The organism is Pseudonocardia wallangbongensis (assembly GCF_054486945.1).
Map to the genome: position 1 here is coordinate 253377 of NZ_JBRERS010000002.1, position 23357 is coordinate 276733.

A 23357-nucleotide genomic window follows, 5' to 3' on the forward strand; every position below is an offset into this window, starting at 1 on the left:
CGGCGCCCTCATGACGGCGCCCTCACGACGACGCGACCGGGGTGAGGCCGCGGAAGAAGACCTCGCGGACGACCTGGGGAGCGCTCAGGCCGGCGACGGCGGCGGTGACGGCGCTCCGGTCCAGGCCGCGCGCCGCGCGGATGGCGGCGGCGAGCGCGGCGCGGTCCCGCCCCCGCACGAACCCCGACACACCCTCCGCGACCAGGCCGCCGGTGTCGGCGCCGTCGGTGACCACGGCCGGCAGCCCCATGGCCAGCGCCTCGACCAGGACCCGCGGGAAGCCCTCGTAGCCGGCGTGCGAGGTCATCAGGAAGACCCCGGAGCGACCGCGGGCCTCCGCGACGTCGGCGGGGCCGAGCCGGCCCCGCAGCGTGATGCGGGCGCCGACCTCCGGCGGCAGGGCCGCGATCTGCTCCTCGAGCGCGGGCTGCAGGGGGCCGGAGCCGATCACTTCGAGCGTCCACGGCTCGTCGGGGTGCTCCGCCGCGAGGTGGGCGAAGGCGCGCACGGCCAGCGCGGGGTCCTTCGGGACCACCAGCCGGCCCACCCAGACCACGTTGTAGGGGTTCGCGGGCGTGTCGACCGGATGCGTGATGGCCGGGTCGAACCAGGTGGGCGCCGAGACCGTGCGCGGGTTCCACTGCCGCACCTTCTCCGCGTACGCCGGGTTGAACACGATCACCCGCTCGGCCATCCGCGCGATCATCCGGTCGAGCCGCTCGTGCAGGCCCCCGGTGAACCGCCAGTACGAGTCCGACGTCGGTCCGAGCAGCCCGCGTTCCTGCGTGTGGATGCAGTACACGAGCGGCCCGCGGAACAGCAGGCGGGTGAACAGGCCCACGTCGACGCGGTGCGCCTGGACCGCCTTCGCCTTCGGGATGCGCCGCCGGTAACGCAGCAGCCCGGCCACGAGCCGCAGCGAGAAGGGCACGAGGCCCTTCGGCCGGGACGTGTCGATCCGGGCGACCGGCATGAACCAGAACTCGCGCTCGCCGCGGCGGACCCGTTGCCACACGCCGAGCGGCCCGTCGGGCGAGCCCGGTTCGTGGATGCCGACCAGGCCCAGCCGGACGTCCTCCGGCGCGTACTCGAAGAAGCCGCGCAGGCAGGTGTCGATCCCGCCGATCGTGACCGCGCGCCGCGGGTCGGACTGCTGGATCACGAGGCGGTCGATCTCGCCGTTCCCCGGTGCGGCACCGTCACGCATCTCGTTCCTCCGGAACGCGCTCGGCGAGCCGGGGCGGGCGCCCGACCGCCATCCAGGAGAAGCCGGCGCGGCTCAGGACGTCCGGGTCGACGAGGTTCCTCGTGTCGACCACGATCGCCTGCCGGACGACCGTGGCCAGCCGCTGCCAGTCCAGCCCGCGGAACTCCGGCCACTCGGTGAGGACGACCAGCGCGTCGGCGTCCTTCGCGGCCACGTACGGGTCGTCGACGACGGTCAGCAGGTCGTCGTCGAACGCGGCGCCGTGCCGCACCGGGTCGTCGGCCCGGATCGCCGGGTCGAACGCCTGCAGCTCGGCGCCGGCCTGCCGGAGCAGGGCGGCGACGGCGAGTGCGGGCGAGTCGCGCAGGTCGCTGGTGCCCGCCTTGAACGCCAGCCCGAGCAGGGCGACCCGCTTGCGGGTGAGCGACCCGTTGCGCTTGCCGGTGACGGCGGTCTGGACCTTCTCGACGATCCGCCTGCTCTGGCGCGTGTTCGTCTCGATCGCCGCGCGCAGGAGGCGGAACTCGAAGTCGACGGAGTCGGCGAGCTGCAGCAGCGCCGAGGTGTCCTTGGGCAGGCACGAGCCGCCCCAGCCGGGTCCGGGCGAGAGGTAGGACTGGCCGATCCGCTTGTCGTAGCCGAGACCCTCGGTGACGTCCTCGACGTCGGCACCGAGCCGTTCGCACAGCTCGGCGATCGCGTTGACGTACGACAGCTTCGTCGCGAGGAAGCAGTTGGCGGCGTACTTGATCATCTCGGCGCTCGCCAGATCGGTGAGCACGGTCGGGGCGCCGAGCCGCGCGTACAGCGCGGCAACGCGCTCCGCGGCGTCCTGGGCGTTCGACCCGACGATGATGCGGTCGGGGTGCAGGAAGTCGTACACCCCGGAACCCTCGCGGAGGAACTCCGGGTTGCTCACCACGGCGACGTCGGGCCGCTCGATGAGCTCCGCGGTGCGCTCGCCCGTGCCCACGGGCACGGTGGACTTGTTGACCACGATCGCCCCGGCGGGCAGCACCTCGCGGACCTCGTCGATGACCGCCTCGACCGCGGAGAGGTCGGCGATGCCCCCGACCCCCATGGGGGTGGGCACGCAGACGAACAGGACCTCGCACGGCGTGCCGTCGCGGCGCAGCTCGTCCAGCGCGGCCCGCGCTCCGGTGACGAACGACAGGCGCCCGGCCGCCAGCATCTCCCCGACCATCTCGGCGAGCCCCGGCTCCCGGATGTCGATCTTCCCGGCCTGCAGCCGCTCGACCTTGGCGCGGTCGACGTCGGCACAGATCACCCGATGGCCCAACGACGCGAGACACGCACCCGTCGTCAGGCCGACATACCCCGTTCCCACCACCGCGATGCGGCGGGCAAACTCCGACACCAGCGTCTCCTCCCCCGTCAACGCAGGACGTCGTCATGACCCCTTTCGGGCCAACGCCGGGCCGCGTTACCAGTTACTACTCGGCCGGGGGACCCTGGTAGCCCTCCGCCGCCGACGGGTCGTCGAACCCGACCTCACGGCCGTACCCCGAGCCGACCCGGTTGTCCCGCACGACCACGCCCGTGGAGTCGCGGCCGAGCGCGAAGGCCTTGTTGCCCTCGCCGACCATTTCGTTGTTGCTGATCGTCACGTCCTGGATGTCCTCGAGCGCCACCGACTGCGCATCGGCGTTGGACTCGCAATAGTTCCCGTCGAACAACCAGTTGCGGCTCACGCCGTCACCGGAGCCGCCTTCGTCGTTCGGGCCCTCCGCCATCAGGCACTGCGCCCGGATCCCCTCGCACCGGTTGCCCTGGATCACGACGTTCGAGCTGCCGGGCAGCTCCACCGCGAACGTCTGGATGCAGTCGACGTGCGAGTCCTCGACGTCGTTGGCCTCGAGGTCGTAGACGCGGTTGTTCAGGATCTGAGCCCCGTCGCCGAAGAAGCGGATCGCATCGACGTCGTCACCCGCGTACTCGACCTGGGTGATCTCGTTGTCCCGCACGGTGACGTTCTCGCCGTTCGCGACGATGCCGGTGCTGTCGGCGCCCTTGGACACGAAGCCCTCGACCACGACGTTGTCGGCCTCGATCCGGATCCCCGGGACCTCGGCCCCGTTGCCCCGGTAGTACACCGGGGCGTCCGGGGTGCCGCTCGACGTGATGTCCAGCTCGTCGTCCAGATCCCCGGAGAAGCACACGGCGTCACCCGGAGCCGGGGTCTCCTCCGGCGTGAGGCAACGCTCCGGCGCCGATGGTGGCGGCGACGGGAGACCGGCCGGGCGCGCCGGCGTGGCCGTTCCCGATGTCGAACAGGCCACCAGACCCGTGAACATCAGCACCGCGACGAGCGCCCCCAGGCCCCGCAGCACCATGCCCGCACCTCCCCCGCCGAGCACATCGTGCTCAGCCTCCACCTGGCAGCGTACGGAAGGCATGAAGTGCAGGACGGGAGAAACTGTGAGGGCTCACAGCTACCGAAAGATCGCGGCCATCTTGTCGAGGCACTGCTCCAGGCCGGCCCGGGACACGTCACGGGCCTCGGCGGTGCCGTAGCCGAACTCCCGCACGGTCAGCTCGGTGCGCCCGCCGTCGGCCGGCCGGAGCGTGACCACGTGCCGCACCGCGCGGGGCACCCCCGGCGGGATGGCCTCGTCGGGGAGCAGCGCACGTTGCGCGTCGGTGAAGTCGAGCGCGAACTCGAGCCGTTCGGGCGGAACGACCGTGCGATACGTCCAGGTGTTGTACATGTCCTGACCGCCGTACTCGGCGGGTGCGCGCATGCAGACCAGCGACGTGCCACCCTCCCGGACGTCCAGCTCCGCGAGGGGCGCGGTGAAGCCCGTCGGGCCCCACCAGCGCATGACGTACGCGGGTTCCGTCCATGCCTTCCACACCTGCCCGACCGGGGCGTCGAGCACCCGGGTGACGGCGAGGTCGTGCGTCGGGATGCCGCCCCGGCCGCTGATCTGCTGCACCGACCACCGGTTGCCGTCCGGGTCGCCGAAGTGCACGAACCCGACGTTGTCGAGCGCGTCACCGGCGCCGGCCGGCCGGAACGACACGCCGTCCTCGCTGACGACCACCCCGCTGTTCTCCACGCCCCGCTCCACCAGCTCCGCGTGCGCGGCACGGACGTCCGGGACGACGAGCACGAGTCCGCGGAGCGACCCCGGCACCATCTCCTCGAAGTAGCCCGCTGCCACCTGGATCGAGCAGCCCGAACCCGGCGGCGTCAGCTGGACGAACCGGTGCCCGTCGTCGGCTCGCACGTCGAAGTCGACGGTGAACCCGAGCCGATCGGCGTAGAACGCCTTCGCGCGCTCCACCTCCGCCACGGGCACCTGCACGACCTCCAGCGTCCACTGCATGACCTGCTCTCCCTTCCCTCGGCGCCCCTCCGAGCGTGCCCCGCGGACCGGCCTGCCGGATCCGTGCCGACCACCTATCGGCTACGCGGGCACCACTCGTCCGCGCGTACGGTGGGCCTGGCACGGCCACGAGGGGGAGTTGAGGCAGTGCTGGAGATCGAGGTCGACGACAAGCCGTCGCACCCGGAATGGGATGAGTGGGTCGCCGCCGCACCCGGTGGGCACCACCTGCAGTCCAGCGGCTGGGCGCACGTCAAGGCCGGCACCGGCTGGCGGGCCACGCGGTTCCTGCTGCGCCGCTCCGGTGAGCTGGTGGGTGGCTGCCAGCTGCTGGACCGGGACGTCGCCGTCGTGGGCCGGATCGGCTACGTGCCGCGCGGACCGGTCATCGCGGACCGCGACGCCGACCTCGTCGACTCAGTGCTGGATGCGCTCCGCGAGCACGCGCGGCGCCGCCGGATCGCCGTCGTGAAGATCCAGCCACCGGTCGACCGCGGAGACCTCCCGCCGCTGCTCGAGTCGCGGGGCCTGGTCGCCAGCGAACTGCACACCGCGCCCGCGGCCAGCGTCGTCGTGGACGTCGGTCCGGAGCGCGACGAGGAGGCCATCTTCCGCGGTCTGCGCGCCACCACCCGCCGCCGCGTCCGGCAGGCGCGCAAGCACGGCGTCACCGTGCGGACCGGGGGCGCCGACGACCTGCCCGTCCTGCAGGCGATCATCGAGGCCACGGCCCGGCGGCAGGGCTTCGCCCCGTACCCCGCGGACTACTACCAGCGGCTGTGGGCGGCGTTCGGCACGTCCGGCCACGCCCGGCTGTTGATCGCCGAGCACGAGGGCGTTCCGCTGTCGGCGGTGCTGCTCGTCGCGTTCGGGGACACCGTGATCTACAAGATCGGTGGACTGGCCGACGTCGAGGGCGCGCCGCCTGGGGCCAGCGAACTGACGCACTGGACGGGCATCACCTGGGCGCGCGAAGCCGGCTACCGCTACTACGACTTCGAGGGCATCCCGCTCGAGCTCGCGCAGGCCATGCGCGAGGGGAAGCCGGTGGAGCCGAAGGGCGTCGCGTTCTTCAAGCTCGGGTTCGGGGGCGAGCCGGTCGTGTACCCGGGCACCTCCGACCTCCTTCCCGAGGGGCTCCCCGGGCGCGCGCTCAAGTACGTCCTGCCGCGTGCGGAACGGTGGCGGGGCGTGGTGCACCGGCTGTCAGGGCGCGGCAGCTAGCTCGCCGCGGCCGGATCTGCGGCCGCCAAGGCACCCGGCTGGGGATCATGCGTGCCGGCCGGGTGGTTCAACGGAACGGGACCCGGGCATTTCGTCCACACGCTCGACGTAGACGTGAGCGGGCTCCGGTCGAGATCGAAAACCGCTGGTGTCTACCTCGTCCGTGTGGACAACCAGCCGGCGCGACCGCTCCACCGAGGCCGTGGCGGGTGCGGGTCGGGACCACCGGGCAGGAGCATGAGCGTGGCGGCCCGCTCGAACGTCGCCCCGATGCGCTCGAAACCTGTGACGGCGGCCGCGAGCGCGTCCCGGTCGCCGTGCAACCGGCCGGTGGCGCGGGCGAGGCACGCGGCCGCCCACGCATGCCCGGCCGTGGCGGGTCCGGCGGCCGCGAGCCGTTCGGCGGCGTCCGCCCGGCCGGCCACGACGGCCAGCTCGGCGTGGGCGGCCACCGCGTAGGCGTGGTAGCGGCCCTCCGTCGGCTCCGGCACGTCCGCCGGGCGGCCGAGGTGCACGGCGGTCCGCGCCGCGGTGAACACGCCCAGCGGCGCGTGCTGCAGGTGGAAGACGTTTGCGGTGCCGGCCTCCGCCGCGCGGGCGTTCCAGGTGGCGGCCTGCCCCACGTCCCCGCCGAGCCCGCACGCGAGCGCGGCGAACTGCGCCGCCACCGGCAGCCACACCGCGGGCGGGCGGCCCGCCCGCTCCCAGCCCTCCCACATCGCCGGCGCCTCGCGGCGGGCTCGGTCGAGGTCACCGGCCAGCACCAGCGCCGGCAGCACGGTGCTGACCGGGAGGTAGGGCGAGTCGCCGTGCGCGTCCCCCAGGATCCGGCGGGCCACGTCCTGCGCCGCCGCGACCTCCCCGACCGCCACCGCGTCGGCGCACGCCACCGCGAGCACGTCCTCGATCTCGGCGGCACCCTCGGGCTCGGTCGGATCGAACGCCGGGAGGAACGCGAGCCGCTCGGTGGACAGCCGGTGCGCGTCCTGGAGGCCGCCCTCGACGACGGCGGCGCCGCGGAGCGCCCCGAGAGCCGCGCTCAGCAGCAACGGATCCCCCGTCCGCCGTGCCGCGACGACCGCGTCCTCGGCGAGCGCGCGGTCCGGCGAGAGCTTCCGCGGCCCGGCGTTCCACGCGGCCGCGATCGCGAGCCGGGCGGACGCCACCGCGTCGGTGCCGTCCGCCGCGGCCGCCGCCTCGGCGAGCAGCGCACACAGCCGCTCGTGGGGCACCTCGACCGTGAACGTGGCCGGGCAGCGGCAGGCCAGGTCGACCGCCAGGGCCAGCACCGCCGCCGTGGCGTTCCCGTCCGCGGCGACCCGCCCGGCATCGACCAGGAGGTCGAAGGCGATGCCCGTGTCGTGGCCCACCTCGGCGCACTCGGCCGCCGAGCGCAGGTCACGGGCCCGATCGTCCCGCGTCCCGGCGTGCCCGGCCGCCTGCTGGTACCGCCCGCGCGCCTCCTGGAGGAAACCGCTGATGTGGGTGATCCGCCCGAGCGAGCGCGCGAGCCGGTGCGCCGCCGGGTCGGGACCGGGCGGGTACGACGCCAGCGCGTCGCGCAGGTCGTCGAGCACGAGGTCGACGTCCGCGCGGCCCGGCACGGCCCGGTCGACCGCCCACATCCGGTACCGGTGCTGCACGTCGCCGGTCTCCCCCGACTCGCGCAGCTTGTCCGCGGCCACGGCGCGGATCGTGGCGAGCAGCCGCCACCGGCCCTGCGCCCGATCGTGGAGCACCAGGCTCTTGTCGACGAGGCGGCCGAGGACGTCGGCGGCCACCGGGGGCTCGATCCCGCCGACGGCGGCCGCGGCGGGCAGGTCGAACCCGCCGGCGAACGCGGCGAGCCGTCGGAACAGGGCGCGCTCCTCGTCGTCGAGCAGGTCGTGGCTCCAACCGATCACCGCACGCAGCGACCGGTGCCGCACCTCCTGCCCGCGACCGCCCGCGAGGAGCCGCAGGTAGTCACCGAGGCCCGTGAGCAGGCCGGGGGCGCCCAGCGCCGCGCTGCGGGCCGCCGCGAGCTCGATGGCGAGCGGGAGCCCGTCGAGGCGGGCGCACAGGTCCGCGACGGCGCCGGCCTCGATCGGCGCCACGGCGCGGTCGGCGAAGAGCCGCTCGGCGTCCGACCCGAGCGGGAGCGGACCGACGGCCACCACCCGCTCCCCCGGCACCGCGAGCCGCTCCCGGCTGGTGGCGAGCACGGTGCCGGTGGGGCACGCGGCGAGCAACCGTTCGACGAACCCGGCGACGGCGTCGACGACGTGCTCGCAGTTGTCCAGCACGAGCAGCGAGCGGCCGCGGGCGAGCCTCCCGGCGATCGCCGCTTCGAGGGGCTGCTGGGGTCCCTCGACCACCCCGAGCGCGGCCGCCACGGCCTGCGGCACCGAGTCGTCGCGGGAGGGCACCAGGTCGACGAACGCGCCGCCGAACGGGAACGCCGCCTCCCCGGCCGCGACCGCTGCCAGCCGCGTCTTGCCCACGCCGCCCGGCCCGGTCAGCGTCACGAGCCGGTGCCCGGCCAGTGCGGCGAGCACCGCGGACCGCTCGACGGCCCGCCCGACGAACGACGTCCGGGCGGCCGGCAGCCCCGCGATCCCGCCCGGCGGCGGCCCGGCCTCCGGCCCGACCAGCGCGGCCAGCTCCCGCCGGTCGGCCACGCCGTACTTGCGCAGCAACGACGAGACGTGCCCCTCGACGGTGCGCACCGACAGGTGCAGGCGCCCGGCGATCTGGGCGTTGCTCAGGTGCGCGCCCACGGCCGCGAGTACCTCGGACTCGCGGCCGGACACCTCGACGGGGTGCGCCATCCGCCCATCATCGTCCACGTGAGAAGCGCGGTAGCTTGGATGGAGTGACGGCCATCGCCCCGCGCCCCGACCGGGCGCTCATCCCGCCCGGGCTGCGCGCGCCCGCCGCAGCCGTCTCGGTGCTGGCGCTCCTGGTCTTCGGCTTCTTCGCGGCGCGGTACGCGGACGACACGACCGCGGGCCGCCTCGACCGGCGCGTCGAACGGCTCGTCAGCGACGGGCCGTCGCTGCCCGGCGCCGTGATCCTCCTCGGCAACCCGATCACGGTCGCCGTGCTCGCCGTGCTGCTCTCCGTACTCGCGTTCGCGCTCGGTCACCGCAGGCTGGCGGCGCTGGCGATCATCGGGCCGGGGCTCACCGGCCTTGCCACCACCGGCCTCAAACCGCTCGTCGGCCGGACGATCGACGGCGGGCTCGCCTTCCCGAGCGGCCACACCGGCGGGGCCACCGCGCTCGGGGTGGTGGCCGCGCTGCTGCTGATCGCCGTGCTGCGCACGGCCACCGGCGCGAGCGCCCTCCTCATCACGGCGGGTGCGCTCGTGTCCGGGGGCGGGATGGCGCTCGCGCTCGTCTCCGACCGCATCCACTACCCCACCGACACGGTCGGCGGCTTCTGCGTGGCCGTCGCGGTGGTGCTGACCAGCGCGTTGGTGATCGAGCGGTATCCCTCGATGGGGAAGGCGTCGGGCCCCGGTCCATCATGAGCGGGACGACCCACCAGGACGAAGGTGCCCGCATGCCGCTCCCCGATGCGCCCCTGCCGAAGTCGGCGGCGCTGAACGCCCGCCTGCACGCCGCGGTCCCGGGGGGCGCCCACACCTACGCCAAGGGCGACGACCAGTACCCCGAGAACCTGGCGCCCGTCATCTCCCACGGCCGCGGCGCCCACGTCTGGGACGCCGACGGCAACGAGTACATCGAGTACGGCTCCGGGCTCCGGGCGGTCAGCCTCGGCCACGCCCATCCTCGCGTCGTCGAGGCCGTGCGCGGCGAGCTGGACAAGGGGAGCAACTTCGTCCGCCCCGCCGTCATCGAGGTCGAGGCCGCCGAACGCTTCCTCGCCACGGTGCCCACCGCCGAGATGGTCAAGTTCACCAAGAACGGCTCCGACGCCACCACCGCCGCCGTCCGGCTGGCCCGCGCGCACACCGGCCGCACCGTGGTCGCCCTGTGCCGCGACCACCCGTTCTTCTCCACCGACGACTGGTTCATCGGCGGCACCCCGATGTCGGCCGGCATCCCGCAACAGGACACCGTCACCTTCCCCTACGGCGACCTCGACACCCTCTCCTCGCTGCTGGAGCAGCACGAAGTCGCCGCGATCATCCTCGAGGCCGCCACCCAGACCGAACCTCCCGCGGGCTACCTGGAGGGCGTCCGCGAGCTGGCCACCCGGCACGGGTCGGTCCTCGTCCTCGACGAGATGATCACCGGTTTCCGCTGGAGCGAGCACGGCGCCCAGGGCCTCTACGGCATCACGCCCGACCTCTCCACCTTCGGCAAGGCCATGGGCAACGGCTTCGCCGTCTCCGCCCTCGCCGGCCGCCGCGACATCATGGAACGGGGCGGCCTGCACACCGACCAGGAGCGCGTGTTCCTGCTCTCCACCACCCACGGCGCCGAGACCCACTCCCTCGCCGCCGCCATCGCCGTCATGGACACCTACGCCGAAGAGGGCATCGCCGACCGGCTCCACGCGCTCGGCAACCGCCTCGCCGCCGGCGTCCGCGACGCCGCCGCCGGCATGGGCGTCGCCGACCACGTCAAGGTCCGCGGGCGCGCCAGCAACCTCGTCTTCGCCACCCTCGACGCCGACGGCAGACCGTCCCAGCCCTACCGCACCCTATTCCTGCGGCAGCTGCTCGGCGGCGGTGTCATCGGGCCGTCGTTCGTGGTCAGCGCCGCCCTCACCGAGGACGACATCGACCGCACCGTCGAGGTCGTCGGCCAGGCGTGCGCGGTCTACCGGAAGGCACTCGACGCCGGGGACCCCACTCCGTGGGTGGGTGGGCGACCGGTCAAGCCGGTGTTCCGGCGCTACGTCTGATCGGGTTCGGGTCGCGCTCGACATCCCGCGGTGCGGCCTCGATCACGCCGATTCCCCCGACCCGGGAATCCCACGAGGCGGGCAGAAATTCGCAATCACACCGGTTCCCGGCGGCGCACTGAATTGTCGGAGCGTGGCCGATCGGGGCCGGCGTGAGCCTTTGCCCCGACCCATGAAGATTCGGACGATGCGCACCGAGCAGCCCGCGGTGATTACGCCGTTCGACGCCCGCTCGAACCGCCCCGGATACGCGATCCGACGACCGTCGTTGCGCTGAGCCGCGGACGGGCGAAAGCGCTCGACAGCGGACGGCGCGTCAGGCGACGCGTCCCCCCGGCGGGACCGCCCGTCCCGCCCGTGTGCATCCGGCCGGCGGGCGCCGACGAGCCGGCACCCGACTGACCTCGTGGTTCACGGTGGACCACACCCCGGCATCTCGAGCCGCCACATCGCACGCACGTGGCACTCCATGACTCCCCTCACGCCATGTCCACCGTCTCGGGAGCTCAGATCGTTACAAGATTTCCGAACAGCGCAGGCGCTTTGGGCCGTTCGGCGCAGATGGAAGCCTCCGCGTGCGGGCCGAATGCAGCAGTTGCTCCGGCACCGAACGCGTTCCTGTGAAAACCCTTATTTCGCTCGCGTAACAGCGGCGACGAGAACGTCGAAAAACTTTTTACGTGCCGCGTACGACGGGGGGTCGGCGGCAGTCGGCGAGCGAGCGACAGCCCTTGTATGAAGCCGACTCGGCACGCGAGACAACAACCATGGGGGGAACACAACGATGGCAGTAATGCCACCTCCGAGGCTCCTCGACCGCCTCGTTGCGGATCGCCTGCCACATCATCCACCGAGGCGTCTCGAGCACTTCTTCGAAGCCGGCTGCGACCGGAACCCTTCGGCCGTCGCCGTCGAGGACGGCGACCTCGCCCTGACCTACGCCGAGCTGGAACGACGGGCGAACCAGCTCGCGCACCTGCTCCGCGCGCACGGGGTGGTCGCCGGGTCGCGGGTCGGCCTGCTCCTCGAGCGGTCATGGCTCACGTACGCGGCCCTGCTCGGGGTGCTCAAGGCCGGCGCGACGTTCGTTCCGATCGATCCGGGCGCGCCTGCCGACCGCGTCGCCTACATCGCCGAGAACGCCGCCCTGAACCTGCTGCTCAGCACCACGACGTTGGCCCCGACCACCGCGGAGCTCACCGCCACGCCGGTGTGGCACCTCGACGAGCTGGGCGAACACCTCCAGCGCGCCCCCGCCTCCCGGCCGGCGCCTGCCACCACCGATCCCGACGACGACCCGATCTGCTACGTGATCTACACGTCCGGATCGAGCGGGCGCCCGAAGGGCGTCGCCGTGACGCAGTCGAGCATCTGCAACTTCATCGACGTCGTGCCCGGCGTCTACGACGTCCGGCCCACCGACCGCGTCTACCAGGGGATGACCGTCTCCTTCGACTTCTCGATCGAGGAGATCTGGCCGACCTTCGCCGTGGGCGCGACGCTCGTCGTGGGGCCCACCGACTCGCGCAGGCTGGGCGGGGAGCTGGCCGACTTCCTCGAGGGGACCCGGGTCACCGTCCTGTACTGCGTGCCGACACTCCTCGCGACGATCCCCCGCGACCTCCCCCGCATCCGGAACCTCCTGGTCGGCGGCGAAGCGTGCCCCGCGGGCCTCGTCCAGCGGTGGAGCCGCCCCGGCCGGCGCATGCTCAACACCTACGGGCCGACCGAAGCCACGGTCACGTGCACCTGGGGGCAGCTCGTCCCCGACAGGCCCGTCACCATCGGGCGGCCACTCCCGACGTACTCGATCGTCATCCTCGACGACCAGCTGAGGCCCGTGCCGGACGGCGAGGTCGGCGAGATCTGCGTGGGTGGCCCCGGCGTGGCGCTGGGCTATGTCGGCCTGCCCGAGAAGACCGCCGAGCGGTTCGTGCCCCATCCCCTCGCCCCTCCCCGGCCGGACGGCCGGCCGGGGCGCCTCTACCGCACCGGCGATCTCGGGCGGATCGACCCCCACGGCGAGATCGTCTACCTCGGCCGGGCCGACAGCGAGGTCAAGATCCGGGGCCACCGGGTGGACCTCGAAGAGATCGAGAACGTGCTGCTCGAGGACCAGGACGTCGAGAGCGCCGTGGCGGCGCTCAAGGCGGTCGGGGGCAGCGAGGAGCTGGCGACGTACATCGTGCCGCTCACGGGCCCCGACGATCGGGACGCCCTCGTGACGCGCCTGCTCGAGCAGATGCGAAGGCGTCTGCCCGGCTACATGGTGCCGGCCTACCTCGACGTGCTCGACGCGCTGCCGATGATGCCCAGCGGCAAGGTCGACCGGAACCGGCTGCCCGCACCGGCGGCCCGACGCGTTGCCGCGGCCGGCCCGGGCGGGCCCGTGGTTGATGTCGCCGGTGACCTCGAGCGCCGCATCCGGGAGGTGTGGGCCGAGGCGATCGGGGTCGAACCGGACGCGCTGTCGGTCGAGGCCGACTTCTTCACCGACCTCGGCGGGCACTCGATGCTGGCAGCCACGGTCGTCTCCGCGATGCGCGAACGGGGGATCGGCCGCAGCCCGGCCATCCGGGACCTGTACGCGAACCCGACGGTCCGCTCGCTCGCCGCCGCCCTCGACGCATCCGGGGCCACCCAGCCCCTCGGCGCGGTGCCGGCGCGGGTGGAACCAGCCGGGCTCCACCCGTGGAGGAAGGTCGCCGGTGCCGGCACGGTGCAGGCCGCATTCCTCTACGCGCTGCTGTTCGTGGTGGGGTTCCCGATCGTCGTGGTGTACAGCCTGAACGACGGCGACGTCTCGATCGAGGTGCTCGGCCAGCTGGCCGTCGCCATCGCGGCGGCCTACCTGGGTGCGCGCTGGTTGCTGGTGCCGTTCTTCATCCGCCTGCTCGCGGCGGACGTCCGGCCCGGCCGCTACCCGCTGTGGTCGATGACCTTCGTACGCCTGTGGGCGATGGACGTCCTGCTCGGGTTCGCCCCGCTGCCCGTGCTCAGCGGCTCGCCGTTCATGCCCGGGTTCCTGCGCGTGCTCGGCGCTCGCATCGGGGCGGACGTGCACATCGCCACGGGCGCGGTGTCGATGCCGACGATGCTCGCGATCGGCCCCGGAACCGCCGTCGGCTACGGCGTCGAGGTGCGACCGTGGATCGTCGAGGACGGTTGGGTCCACGTCGCACCGGTGCAGATCGGGGCGGACGCCTTCGTCGGCGCCGGAGCCGTCCTCGAACCCGGGTCGTCCATCGGGCCCGAAGCTGCCGTCGCGAACCACTCGATGATCGGGCAGGGCCAGGTGGTCGGGGACCGCGAACGGTGGGCCGGATCGCCGTCGGCCCGGGTCGAGCGCCTCTCGCCCGCGGTCGAGTCGATGCTCGCGGCCATGCCCGTGCCCGGGTGGACACCCCGGCTGCGGGGGCGGGCGCTGCTCGGCCTGTGCCTGCTCGAACTGCTTCCGCTGGTGATGTTCGTGCCCGGCGTCGCGATGGTGTGGTGGGCGCTGCTGAACCACGGGATCGTGGCCGGCCTCGTGGCGGCCGCATTCGTCGGGCCCGTGTTCGTGCTCACCGTGTGCGTGCTGATCGCGGTCGCGCGACGCCTCGTCCTCCCCCGCACCCCGTCCGGGGTACACGGCCTGCACTCCGGGCTCGGCATCCGCAAGTGGGTCGTCGACAAGCTGCTCGAGCAGAGCCTCACCTACACGAACTCGCTGTACGCAACCCTCTACACGGTCCCGTGGCTGCGCGCGCTCGGCGCCGAGGTCGGCCGCGGCGCCGAGGTGTCGACCGCCGCCCACCTCGACCCGGCCCTGCTGACGCTGCACGACGAGAGCTTCGTCGCGGACATGGCCAGCGTCGGCAGCGCCACGTTCGCCAACGGCCGGATGGCCCTGCAGCACACCGTGGTCGGGCGGCGCGCCTTCGTCGGCAACGCCTCCATGGTCCCGGCGGGCACGACGATGGGTGACGACTCGCTCGTCGGTGTGCACACGGTGCCCCCGGCGGGGGGTGTGCCGCCCGGGACGTCGTGGCTCGGTTCCCCGGCGATCTACCTGCCGAAGCGGCAGGACAGCGGCACGTTCGACGAAGCGCTGACCTTCCGGCCCAGCCGGCGGCAGCGGGTCGAGCGGCTCGTGATCGAGTTCTTCCGGATCGCGCTCCCACCATCGCTCCTGGCGGTGGCGTTCTACCTGTACCTGCTCGGGATCTCGCAGCTCGCCGACCGCACGAGCCTCCTCGCGGTGGCCGCGCTCGCCCCGCTGCTCGCGATCGCCGCGAGCCTGCTCGTCGTGTTCACGGTGGCCACGGTGAAGTGGTGCGTCGTCGGCGCGTACCGCCCGCGGGTCGAGCCGCTGTGGAGCCGGTTCGTGCGGCGCACCGAGTTCGTCACCGGCCTCTACGAGGCCGCGGCCGTGCCCGCGCTGCTGAACCTGGTCATCGGCACGCCGTTCCTGCCACCGCTGCTGCGCCTGTTCGGGGCCCACATCGGGAAGCGGACCTGGATCGGCACCACCTACCTCACCGAGTTCGACCTCGTGACGATCGACGACCACGCGACGGTCGGCCGTGGGGTGTCCCTGCAGACCCACCTGTTCGAGGACCGCGTGATGAAGATGTCCACGGTCCACATCGGAGCCGGAGCGACCCTCGGGGATCGCGCGATCGTCCTGTACGACGCCGTCGTCGGCCCGCACACGGTGCTGAGCGCGCTGTCGCTGGTGATGAAGGGCGAGCAGCTCCCAGCCGAGACCAGGTGGCGCGGCATCCCGGCAGAGGGGGTGGCGGTGTGACGAGCGTGCAGATCACGGTGCTCGACCTCGACGGCGTCCCGGAGGACGCCCTCCGCGAGGGGCTCACGCCGGGCGACGTCGCCACGGCCGCGCACGTGCGGAACGAGCGGCGGCGCCGGCGGCTCCTCGCCGCCCGCCGCGAGTTCCGGGCCGCGGCCGCAGCTCTCGCCGGATGCCCTCCGGAAGCGGCGACGCTGCGCCGTGGGCTGGACGGCCGGCCGCTGACCGTCGCGCCCGACCGGCACGTCGCGGCCGCCGAGCAGGGTCGGTACTGCGTCGTCGCCACCGCGCACGGCCTGCCCGCCGGGGTGGACCTGAAGCACGTCGTCCACGCCCCGCCGGCCCCGGCGCTGGTGGGATTCCTGCCGGAGAGCGCCCGCGCGGCGCTGGCGGACGGTCCGGCCGACCAGGCCCCTCGGGAGTTCGCGCTGTGGTGGTGCCGCATCGAAGCAGCGGCCCGGGTGTGCGGCGCCGGCCTGGACGACGGCGCACGGTGCCTCGCGTCCTGTGCCCACCACGCGGAGGTGGTCGGGCCCGGCCTGGCGGTCGCCGTGGCCGTACCCGACCGGGCGCCGCTGCGGGTGCGGGTGTCGTTCACGCCCTCGCTGGCGGGAGCCCTGCCATGAGTACGCCCCTCGCGCTGGTCTACCGGGGCAAGGCCGCGAAGCCGGCCGCCTGCTCGGACGCGGTCGCCGAGCTGCTCGCCGACTCCGCCCACGGCTTCGACGTCCGGTTCGTCGGCCCGAAGGAGGACCTCGGGCTCACGAGCGACGTCCTGGCCGGGGCGGCCCTGTACGCCCAGCCCGGCGGCGGCGAGCTCGGGCCCGCGTACCGCAGGATGCGCCGCTACCGCGACGCCATCCGGGCCTACGTCGCCGGCGGCGGCCGATACCTGGGCGTCTGCCTGGGCGGCTACCTCGCCGGCCGGACCCCGGGCTTCGCGCTCCTGCCCGGCGACACCGACCAGTACGTCCGGACGCCGGACGCGACCGTACGCACCACCGACGACACCGTGGTCGAGGTCCGGTGGCGCGGCTCGCACCGGCACCTGTTCTTCCAGGACGGGCCGGTGTTCCGCCTCGGCCCCGACGCCACCGGCGTGGACGTGCTCTCCCGGTATCCCAACGGGGAGCTCGCCGCGCTCGTCGCGCCGTTCGGCGCCGGCCGGGTCGGGGTGGTCGGCCCGCATCCCGAAGCCACTCCCGACTGGTACGGCGACCTCGGCCTCGCCGACCCCGACCCCCGTCACGCCGAGCTCGGCCACAACCTGGTCGATGCACTCATGGGCGGCCCGGCCGCCACCGCTGCCCGGCCCGGCGGGGCCGGCTCGAGGAGGATCTCGTGAACTCCCGTCCGCTGACACTGGACAACCCCGCTGCCGCCCGGGCGATGCAGGCGGTGGCGTCGTGACGCAGACCGCGCCCGCCAACGGGTACCCGCCCCCGGCGATCGCCTTCCCCCCGCCACGCCGGCCCCGCCTCGCCGGGGTCGACATGGCACGCGGCCTCGCGCTGGTCGGGATGGTCGCGGTGCACGCCCTCGTCGTCGTCACCGACGACGGCGCACCCACCCCGCTCTACACCGTCGTCGCGGGCCGGTCCGCCGCCCTCTTCGCCGTTCTGGCCGGGGTCGGGATCGCGTTCACGACGGGACGCGCCCGGGTGGCACCCGGCCGCCCGTTCTGGGCCGCCGCGGCGGCCCTCGTCGCCCGCGCGGGGGCCATCGGGCTGATCGGGCTCGCACTCGGCGGCACGGACGCGGAGATCGTGTCCGTCATCCTGTGCTACTACGCGATCCTGTTCCTCTTCGCAGTGCCGCTGGTGCTGCTGCCGACCTGGGCGGTTGCCGCCACTGGCGCCGTGGTCGCGGCCGGCGTCCCGGTCCTGAGCCACCTCGTGCGCCCGGGGCTGCCTGCGCCGAGCCTCGACAACCCCTCGTTCGCCGACCTGTTCGGCCACCCGCTCGAACTCCTCACGGAGCTCACGCTCACCGGCACCTACCCGGCGTTGCCGTGGCTGACCTACCTCTGCGCCGGTCTGGTGGTCGGCCGGCTGCGCCTGTCGTCGGTGCGCGTGGCAACGGGGCTGGTCGCCGGCGGCGTCGGGGCGGCGCTGGCCGCGTCCGTCGCGTCGCTGATCCTGCTCGACCCGCTCGGCGGCATGGCGAGCATCGCGGCCGCCACGCCCGCCGAGGACCTGGAGGGGTACCGCTCGGTCGCGGACTACCTCGCCCTGGTGCCCGAAGGCACCACCCCGACGACGACGTGGTGGTGGCTCGCGGTCATGGCGCCCCACTCGGGCACCACGCCCGACCTCGTCCAGACGACCGGCTCGGCGCTGGCCGTGATCGGGTCGATGCTGCTGCTCGCCCGGCTGGCGGGGCCGGTCGCCGGCCGCATCATCGGGATCGTGGGGGTGCCGCTCGCGGCGGCGGGATCGATGACGCTGACCCTCTACACCGCCTCGGCGATGTTCATGGACTCCGACCTCGACGGGTACGACCCGATGGGAGGGTTCCTCGTGCAGGTCGGGGTCGGCGTCGTGTTCGCACTGGTGTGGCGGAAGGCGATGGGAAGGGGGCCACTGGAGTCGCTGGTGAGCTGGGCCGCGCACCGGGCGCGCTCGTTCGTCGACCGGTGGAACCAGCTCCCCGCCCCGACGTGGCGGGAACGGACCTGGTGAGGGCGGGCCGGCCCGGCGCCGTCGTCGGGCTGCTCGTCGCGTTCGCCGCCGCGCTCGCCGGGTGCACGGCCGGGCCGGGCGCCCCACGACCGGCCGAGCCGGAACGCGCCGAGCCGTGGGAACAGCGGCCCGTCGTCGACCTCGCGTTCGACGTCGCCGACGACCTCACCAGCGTCCGCGGGCGCGAAACGCTCACCTTCACCCCGGATGCACCGGTCTGCGAGCTGGTGCTGCGGATGTGGCCGAACAAGCCGACGACCGCGGAGAGCGGCAGCGGGATGTCGCTCACCTCTGCCGTGGTCGACGGCGTGGCGACCCGGCCGGTCGTCCGGGCCGCAGGCGCACCGGAGTCGCACGACGGCACCCTCGCCGAGTTGCCGCTGCAACGTTGCCGGCAACCGGGCGAGCCGATCCGGGCGGATCTGGAGTTCGCACTCGCGCTCGGCGACGACGCCCCCGAACGGATGGGCTACTCCTCGTCGGCCGACGTCGCGTGGTTCGCCACCGCCTTCCCCCTCCTGTCGTGGGTGCGCGGTGAAGGCTGGACGCGCGACGACGCCGTCGACCTCAGCGGCGAGACCGTGGTCAGCGAGGACTTCCGGCTCGCCCAGCTGACCGTCACGGCCCCGAGCCGCTACCGCGTCCTCGCCACCGGCACGCCCGGCGGGACCAGCGGGGAGTCCGGCCGGACGACGCACCGCTTCACCGCCGACGCCGTCCGCGACGTCGCCGTCGCCGTCGGCGACTACGACGTGAGCGTGCACGAGCTCGCGGGTGTCACGGTGTCGCTGGGGACGCCGGCGAGCGGCACCCGCGTGCCGCCGGACGTGTGGGCATCGGAGATCGAGGACATGCTCTCGGCCCTGCAGGTGTTGCTGGGCCCGTACCCGTACCCGGAGCTCGCCGTGGCGATCGCGCCCCCGCAGTCCGACGGCATCGAGTTCCCGGCCGCGCTGCAGTTCGGCGACGTCGACCGCCGCGGCCTGCGCTCACTCGTCGCCCACGAGCTGGCGCACCAGTGGTTCTACGCCCTCGTCGGCAACAACCAGGCCAGGGACCCCTGGATCGACGAGGCCTTCGCCACCTACGCCCAGGCCGCCGTCGCCGGCCAGCGGGACGTCTACCGGCTCGACGACGTGTCCCGGCGGTGGCGCGGGCACCTCGGCGAACCGATGTCGTACTGGGCCGACCAGGGCAGCTTCGGACGCTACGAGCAGGGCGTGTACAGCCAAGGCGCGGCCCTGCTGCTCGAGGCGCGCGACCGCGTGGGGGCCGACCGGTTCGACAAGGCGCTCCGCGGCTACATCGCGGTCAACGCGCACCGCTTGGCGCGTCCGGCGGACGTCAAGGCGGCCTTCGCCGACCTGCCCGAGGTCGTCGAGATGCTCGACCAGCACGGTGCGTTGAGCTGAACCCGGCCGTTACGGAGCTGCTGTGCTCAGCACGGGCGAGACGGCGTCCGACGCGTCGATGCGCCACGGCATCCACGGCGTGTTCGCGGCCTGGTACATCGCCTCCAGCGCGATCCGTTCCTTCAGCGTGTCCGCGGGCTGCCAGAACCCGCTGTACGGGTACGCGGCCAGGCGGCCTTCCTTCGCCAGCACCGCGCACGCGTCCGCAACGAGGTCGCTGTTCTCCGGCAGGTAGTCGAAAACCTCCGGGCGCAGCACGAGGTACCCACCGTTCTCCTGCAGCCGCATGTCCTTCAGCGCGGTGATCGCCTCGATTCGATTGCCCTCATTCACCTCGACCACGTGGAACGCCGCCTGCGGCGGAACCGCGAGGAGCTGCCCGACGGCGTCGGGGTTCGCGGCGAACTGGTCGATCATCGTGTTGATGGGCGCGTCGGTGAGTACGTCGGCGTAGTTCGCGAGGAACATCTCCTCGCCCTCGAGCAGGCGCCGCACCCGGCGCAGCCGCTCGCCGATCGGGGACTCGAGGCCGGTGTCGACGAACGTGATCGACCAGTCGGCGATGTCGCTGCCGAGCAGCCGCACCTCGCCGCCGTGGAGGACGAAGTCGTTGGACCCGGTCTCGTGGTAGTCGAGGAAGTACTGCTTGATGTGGTGCCCGCCGTACCCCAGGCACAGGATGAAGTCCTTGTGCCCGTAGTGGGCGTAGTAGCGCATGACGTGCCAGAGCAGGGGCCGCGGCCCCACCGGCACCATCGGCTTCGGCGTGTCCGAGGTCCCGTCCCGCATCCGCATCCCGTAGCCGCCGCAGAAGAGCACGACCTTCACCGCTGGACCTCCTCCACGCCGCGACCACTCGGTTCCGAGCGTCTAGTCGGGTGCCCGACGAGGGCTGTTACACGCGCCACTGCCGTAACGGCGTGCGGCGGAAGGCCGAGTCAGCCGGTGACCACGTCGGTCCCGCCCCCTGAGGAGACATCGGTGAACCCTGCGTGCCGCCTGTGCGCCGCGCCGCTCACACGCACCTTCGTCGACCTCGGGATGTCACCGCCGTGCGAGAGCTACCTGCGCCCCGACCAGCTCGGCGAACCCGAGGCCTTCTACCCGCTCCACGTGCGGATCTGCGAACGCTGCCTGCTCGTGCAGCTGCCGGCGCTCGTCGCGGCCGAGGAGATCTTCACGGCCGACTACGCCTATTTCTCCTCGTACTCCGACAGCTGGGTGGCGCACGCCGGCCGCTTCGTCGAGGACGCGGCGGCACGGCTGGGACTGGGATCGAGCAGCTTCGTCGTCGAGGCGGCGAGCAACGACGGCTACCTCCTCCAGCACGCCGCGGCGCGGGGGATCCGGGTGCTCGGCGTCGAGCCGTGCGGCGGTGTCGCCGAGGCCGCGCGCGAGCGTGGCGTACCGACGGAGTCGGTGTTCCTCGGTGAGCGGACCGGCACGGACATCGCCGAGCGGCACGGCCCGGCCGACCTCGTGGTGGCGAACAACGTGCTCGCGCACGTGCCCGACCTGCTCGACTTCGTCCGCGGTCTGCGGGCCCTCGTCGCGGACGGCGGCCCGAACGGTGGCGGCACGGTCTCGCTGGAGTTCCCGCACCTGCTGCGGCTCATCGAGGGCCGGCAGTACGACACGATCTACCACGAGCACTACTCGTACTTCACGCTGCGCACGGCCGCGGCCGCACTCGCCACGGCCGGGCTCACCGTGGTCGACGTCGAGGAGCTGTCCACCCACGGTGGCTCGCTGCGCGTGTTCGCGCGGCCGGGCGAGCACCCGCCGTCGGAGATGGTGGAGAAGGTCCTCGCCGACGAGCGGGCAGCGGGCCTGCACACCGTCGAGGGCCATGCCGGGTTCGCCCGCGAGGTGTTCGAGGTCAAGGCCGGCCTGCTCGAGTTCCTGCTGAGGGCGAAGCGCGAGGGCCGGTCGGTGGCCGGGTACGGCGCCCCGGGCAAGGGCAACACCCTGCTGAACCACTGCGGGATCCGCGAGGACCTGCTGCCGTTCACCGTGGACCGCAACCCGCACAAGCACGGCATGTACCTGCCCGGCACGCGCATCCCGGTGTACCCGCCCACGCGGCTCGCCGAGGTGCGGCCCGACTACGTCCTGGTCCTGCCCTGGAACCTGCGCGCCGAGATCGCCCAGCAGATCGCCTACACGCGCAAGTGGGGGGCGCGACTGGTGGTACCGATCCCCCGGCTGGAGCTCGTCTGATGCCACGCCCTCGGTCCGCTGCCCTCAACGAGCGGCTGCACGCCGTCGTGCCGGGCGGCGCCCACACCTACGCCAAGGGCGACGACCAGTACCCCGAGGACCTCGCGCCGATCATCTCCCACGGCCGCGGCGCCCACGTCTGGGACGCCGACGGCAACGAGTACATCGAGTACGGCTCGGGCCTGCGCGCCGTGTCCCTCGGCCACGCCTATCCCCGCGTCGTCGACGCCGTCCGCCGCGAGCTCGACAAGGGCAGCAACTTCGTCCGCCCAGCCGTCATCGAGGTCGAAGCCGCCGAACGGTTCCTGCAGACCGTCCCGACCGCAGAGATGGTCAAGTTCACCAAGAACGGCTCCGACGCCACCACCGCCGCAGTGCGGTTGGCTCGCGCCGCCACCGGCCGCAGCCGAATCGCCCTCTGCCGCGACCACCCGTTCTTCTCCACCGACGACTGGTTCATCGGCGGCACCCCGATGTCCGCGGGCATCCCCCAGCAGGACGTCGTCACGTTTCCCTACGGCGACCTGGCCGCCGTCGAAACCGTGCTCGACCAGCACGAACCCGCCTGCGTGATCCTCGAGGCCGGCACCCGGACCGAACCACCCGCGGGCTACCTGGAGGGCGTCCGCGAGCTGGCCACCCGGCACGGGTCGGTCCTCGTCCTCGACGAAATGATCACCGGGTTCCGCTGGTCGGAACACGGCGCCCAGGGCCTGTACGGGGTCACCCCGGACCTGTCCACGTTCGGCAAGGCGCTCGGCAACGGTTTCGCGATCTCGGCGCTGGCCGGCAAGCGCGAGCTCATGGAGCGCGGCGGCCTGCGCAGCCACCACGAGCGCGTCTTCCTCCTGTCCACGACGCACGGCGCCGAGACCCACTCCCTCGCCGCCGCCATCGCCGTCATGGACGCCTACGCCGAGGAAGGCATCACCGAGCGGCTGCACGAGCTCGGCGACCGGCTCGCCGCCGGCGTCCGGGAGGCCGCCGCCGGCATGGGCGTCGCCGATCACGTCCAGGTCCTGGGACGGGCCTCGAACCTCGTCTTCGCCACCCTCGACACCGACGGCGAACCATCCCAGCCCTACCGCACCCTCTTCCTCCGCCAACTGCTCACCGGAGGCGTCATCGGACCGTCGTTCGTGGTCAGCGCCGCCCTCACCGACGACGACATCGACCGCACCGTCGAGGTCGTCGCCCAGGCCTGCGCCGTCTACCGCAAGGCCCTCGACGCCGGCGACCCGACACCCTGGATGGGCGGACGACCGGTCAAACCCGTCTTCCGGCGCTACGCCTGATGGCCCCGGACCCGCCGGGCTCGGAGACACTCACCGGCCGAGGGCAGCCCCGTACCGGATGCGACCCGCTGCGCTGCAGCGGCCAGGTAATGGACGTTGCACGGCCACCGCTCGGCCGACCGGGTCTGCCACCGGCACGCCGTGCACCGCCCATCTCGGTCGGGAACGTGCTCGGCGAGCAATGCACGCCAGACCTGCACCATCGGCGCGAGGGCAACGGCAATTGTGCTCGGGGGAACCATCGCCCCAGCGCCTGATGGTTGACGAGCTGGAATCGCCACATGGTCTCCCGAGAACTGGCCGTCAGATCGGATCTTCGGGA

General features: G+C 73.2%; 16 protein-coding genes. 10 read left to right on the forward strand and 6 right to left on the reverse strand.

Annotated elements, in window-relative coordinates; all coding sequences use genetic code 11:
• Positions 1–22 precede the first annotated feature (22 nt).
• From ACU436_RS07525 to ACU436_RS07540, 4 genes are all read right to left on the reverse strand, one after another.
• Positions 23–1207 (reverse strand): glycosyltransferase, encoded by a 1185-nt coding sequence (locus ACU436_RS07525; RefSeq protein ID WP_459023030.1) that lies wholly within the window; start codon positions 1205–1207, stop codon positions 23–25.
• A complete protein-coding gene (locus tag ACU436_RS07530; protein WP_459023032.1) occupies positions 1200–2585 on the reverse strand; it encodes a UDP-glucose dehydrogenase family protein in 1386 nt (461 codons plus the stop codon). The genes ACU436_RS07525 and ACU436_RS07530 overlap by 8 nt, the downstream gene beginning before the upstream one ends.
• A 76-nt stretch (positions 2586–2661) precedes the next feature.
• Positions 2662–3603 (reverse strand): right-handed parallel beta-helix repeat-containing protein, encoded by a 942-nt coding sequence (locus tag ACU436_RS07535; RefSeq protein WP_459023034.1) that lies wholly within the window; start codon positions 3601–3603, stop codon positions 2662–2664.
• A 57-nt stretch (positions 3604–3660) separates the two neighbouring features.
• A complete protein-coding gene (locus ACU436_RS07540; protein WP_459023036.1) occupies positions 3661–4557 on the reverse strand; it encodes an SRPBCC domain-containing protein in 897 nt (298 codons plus the stop codon).
• A gap of 147 nt (positions 4558–4704) precedes the next feature.
• On the opposite strand from ACU436_RS07540, the gene ACU436_RS07545 reads away from it, so the two are divergent.
• A complete protein-coding gene (locus tag ACU436_RS07545) occupies positions 4705–5781 on the forward strand; it encodes a lipid II:glycine glycyltransferase FemX (RefSeq protein ID WP_459023038.1) in 1077 nt (358 codons plus the stop codon).
• 152 nt (positions 5782–5933) lie between these two features.
• On the opposite strand, the gene ACU436_RS07550 is transcribed toward ACU436_RS07545, so the two are convergent.
• Positions 5934–8591, reverse strand: a complete 2658-nt coding sequence (locus tag ACU436_RS07550; protein ID WP_459023040.1) for an ATP-binding protein — start codon at positions 8589–8591, stop codon at positions 5934–5936.
• Positions 8592–8635: 44 nt separating this feature from the next.
• Between ACU436_RS07550 and ACU436_RS07555 the strand changes: the two genes are divergently transcribed.
• The 7 genes from ACU436_RS07555 to ACU436_RS07585 all read left to right on the forward strand — a co-directional run bounded on the left by ACU436_RS07555 (position 8636) and on the right by ACU436_RS07585 (position 19520).
• Positions 8636–9295 (forward strand): phosphatase PAP2 family protein, encoded by a 660-nt coding sequence (locus ACU436_RS07555; RefSeq protein ID WP_459023042.1) that lies wholly within the window; start codon positions 8636–8638, stop codon positions 9293–9295.
• 32 nt (positions 9296–9327) lie between these two features.
• Positions 9328–10638, forward strand: a complete 1311-nt coding sequence (locus ACU436_RS07560) for a glutamate-1-semialdehyde 2,1-aminomutase (RefSeq protein ID WP_459023044.1) — start codon at positions 9328–9330, stop codon at positions 10636–10638.
• A 793-nt stretch (positions 10639–11431) separates the two neighbouring features.
• On the forward strand, positions 11432–15427 hold the full coding sequence (locus ACU436_RS07565; protein WP_459023046.1) for a Pls/PosA family non-ribosomal peptide synthetase: 3996 nt from the start codon (positions 11432–11434) through the stop codon (positions 15425–15427).
• Positions 15424–16053 carry a 4'-phosphopantetheinyl transferase family protein gene (locus tag ACU436_RS07570; protein WP_459023047.1) on the forward strand — a complete coding sequence of 210 codons (630 nt, stop codon included), beginning with the start codon at positions 15424–15426 and terminating at the stop codon, positions 16051–16053. Before ACU436_RS07565 ends, ACU436_RS07570 begins: the two co-directional genes overlap by 4 nt.
• Positions 16050–16772, forward strand: coding sequence for a BPL-N domain-containing protein (locus ACU436_RS07575; protein WP_459023049.1), 723 nt, complete (start codon positions 16050–16052; stop codon positions 16770–16772). The genes ACU436_RS07570 and ACU436_RS07575 overlap by 4 nt, the downstream gene beginning before the upstream one ends.
• Positions 16773–16833: 61 nt before the next feature.
• Positions 16834–18108, forward strand: a complete 1275-nt coding sequence (locus ACU436_RS07580) for a heparan-alpha-glucosaminide N-acetyltransferase domain-containing protein (RefSeq protein WP_459023050.1) — start codon at positions 16834–16836, stop codon at positions 18106–18108.
• Positions 18063–19520: a M1 family aminopeptidase gene (locus ACU436_RS07585; protein WP_459023052.1), complete on the forward strand. Its 1458-nt coding sequence runs from the start codon at positions 18063–18065 to the stop codon at positions 19518–19520. The genes ACU436_RS07580 and ACU436_RS07585 overlap by 46 nt, the downstream gene beginning before the upstream one ends.
• 9 nt (positions 19521–19529) lie before the next feature.
• Here ACU436_RS07585 and ACU436_RS07590 read toward each other — a convergent pair whose 3' ends face one another.
• The gene (locus tag ACU436_RS07590; RefSeq protein WP_459023054.1) at positions 19530–20348 is read right to left on the reverse strand and encodes a sugar phosphate nucleotidyltransferase; all 819 of its coding nucleotides are present in this window, start codon (positions 20346–20348) and stop codon (positions 19530–19532) included.
• A gap of 153 nt (positions 20349–20501) precedes the next feature.
• On the opposite strand from ACU436_RS07590, the gene ACU436_RS07595 reads away from it, so the two are divergent.
• Complete coding sequence (locus tag ACU436_RS07595) at positions 20502–21740, forward strand: methyltransferase domain-containing protein (RefSeq protein WP_459023056.1); 1239 nt, start codon at positions 20502–20504, stop codon at positions 21738–21740.
• Complete coding sequence (locus tag ACU436_RS07600; RefSeq protein WP_459023058.1) at positions 21740–23035, forward strand: glutamate-1-semialdehyde 2,1-aminomutase; 1296 nt, start codon at positions 21740–21742, stop codon at positions 23033–23035. Before ACU436_RS07595 ends, ACU436_RS07600 begins: the two co-directional genes overlap by 1 nt.
• Positions 23036–23357: the final 322 nt, after the last annotated feature.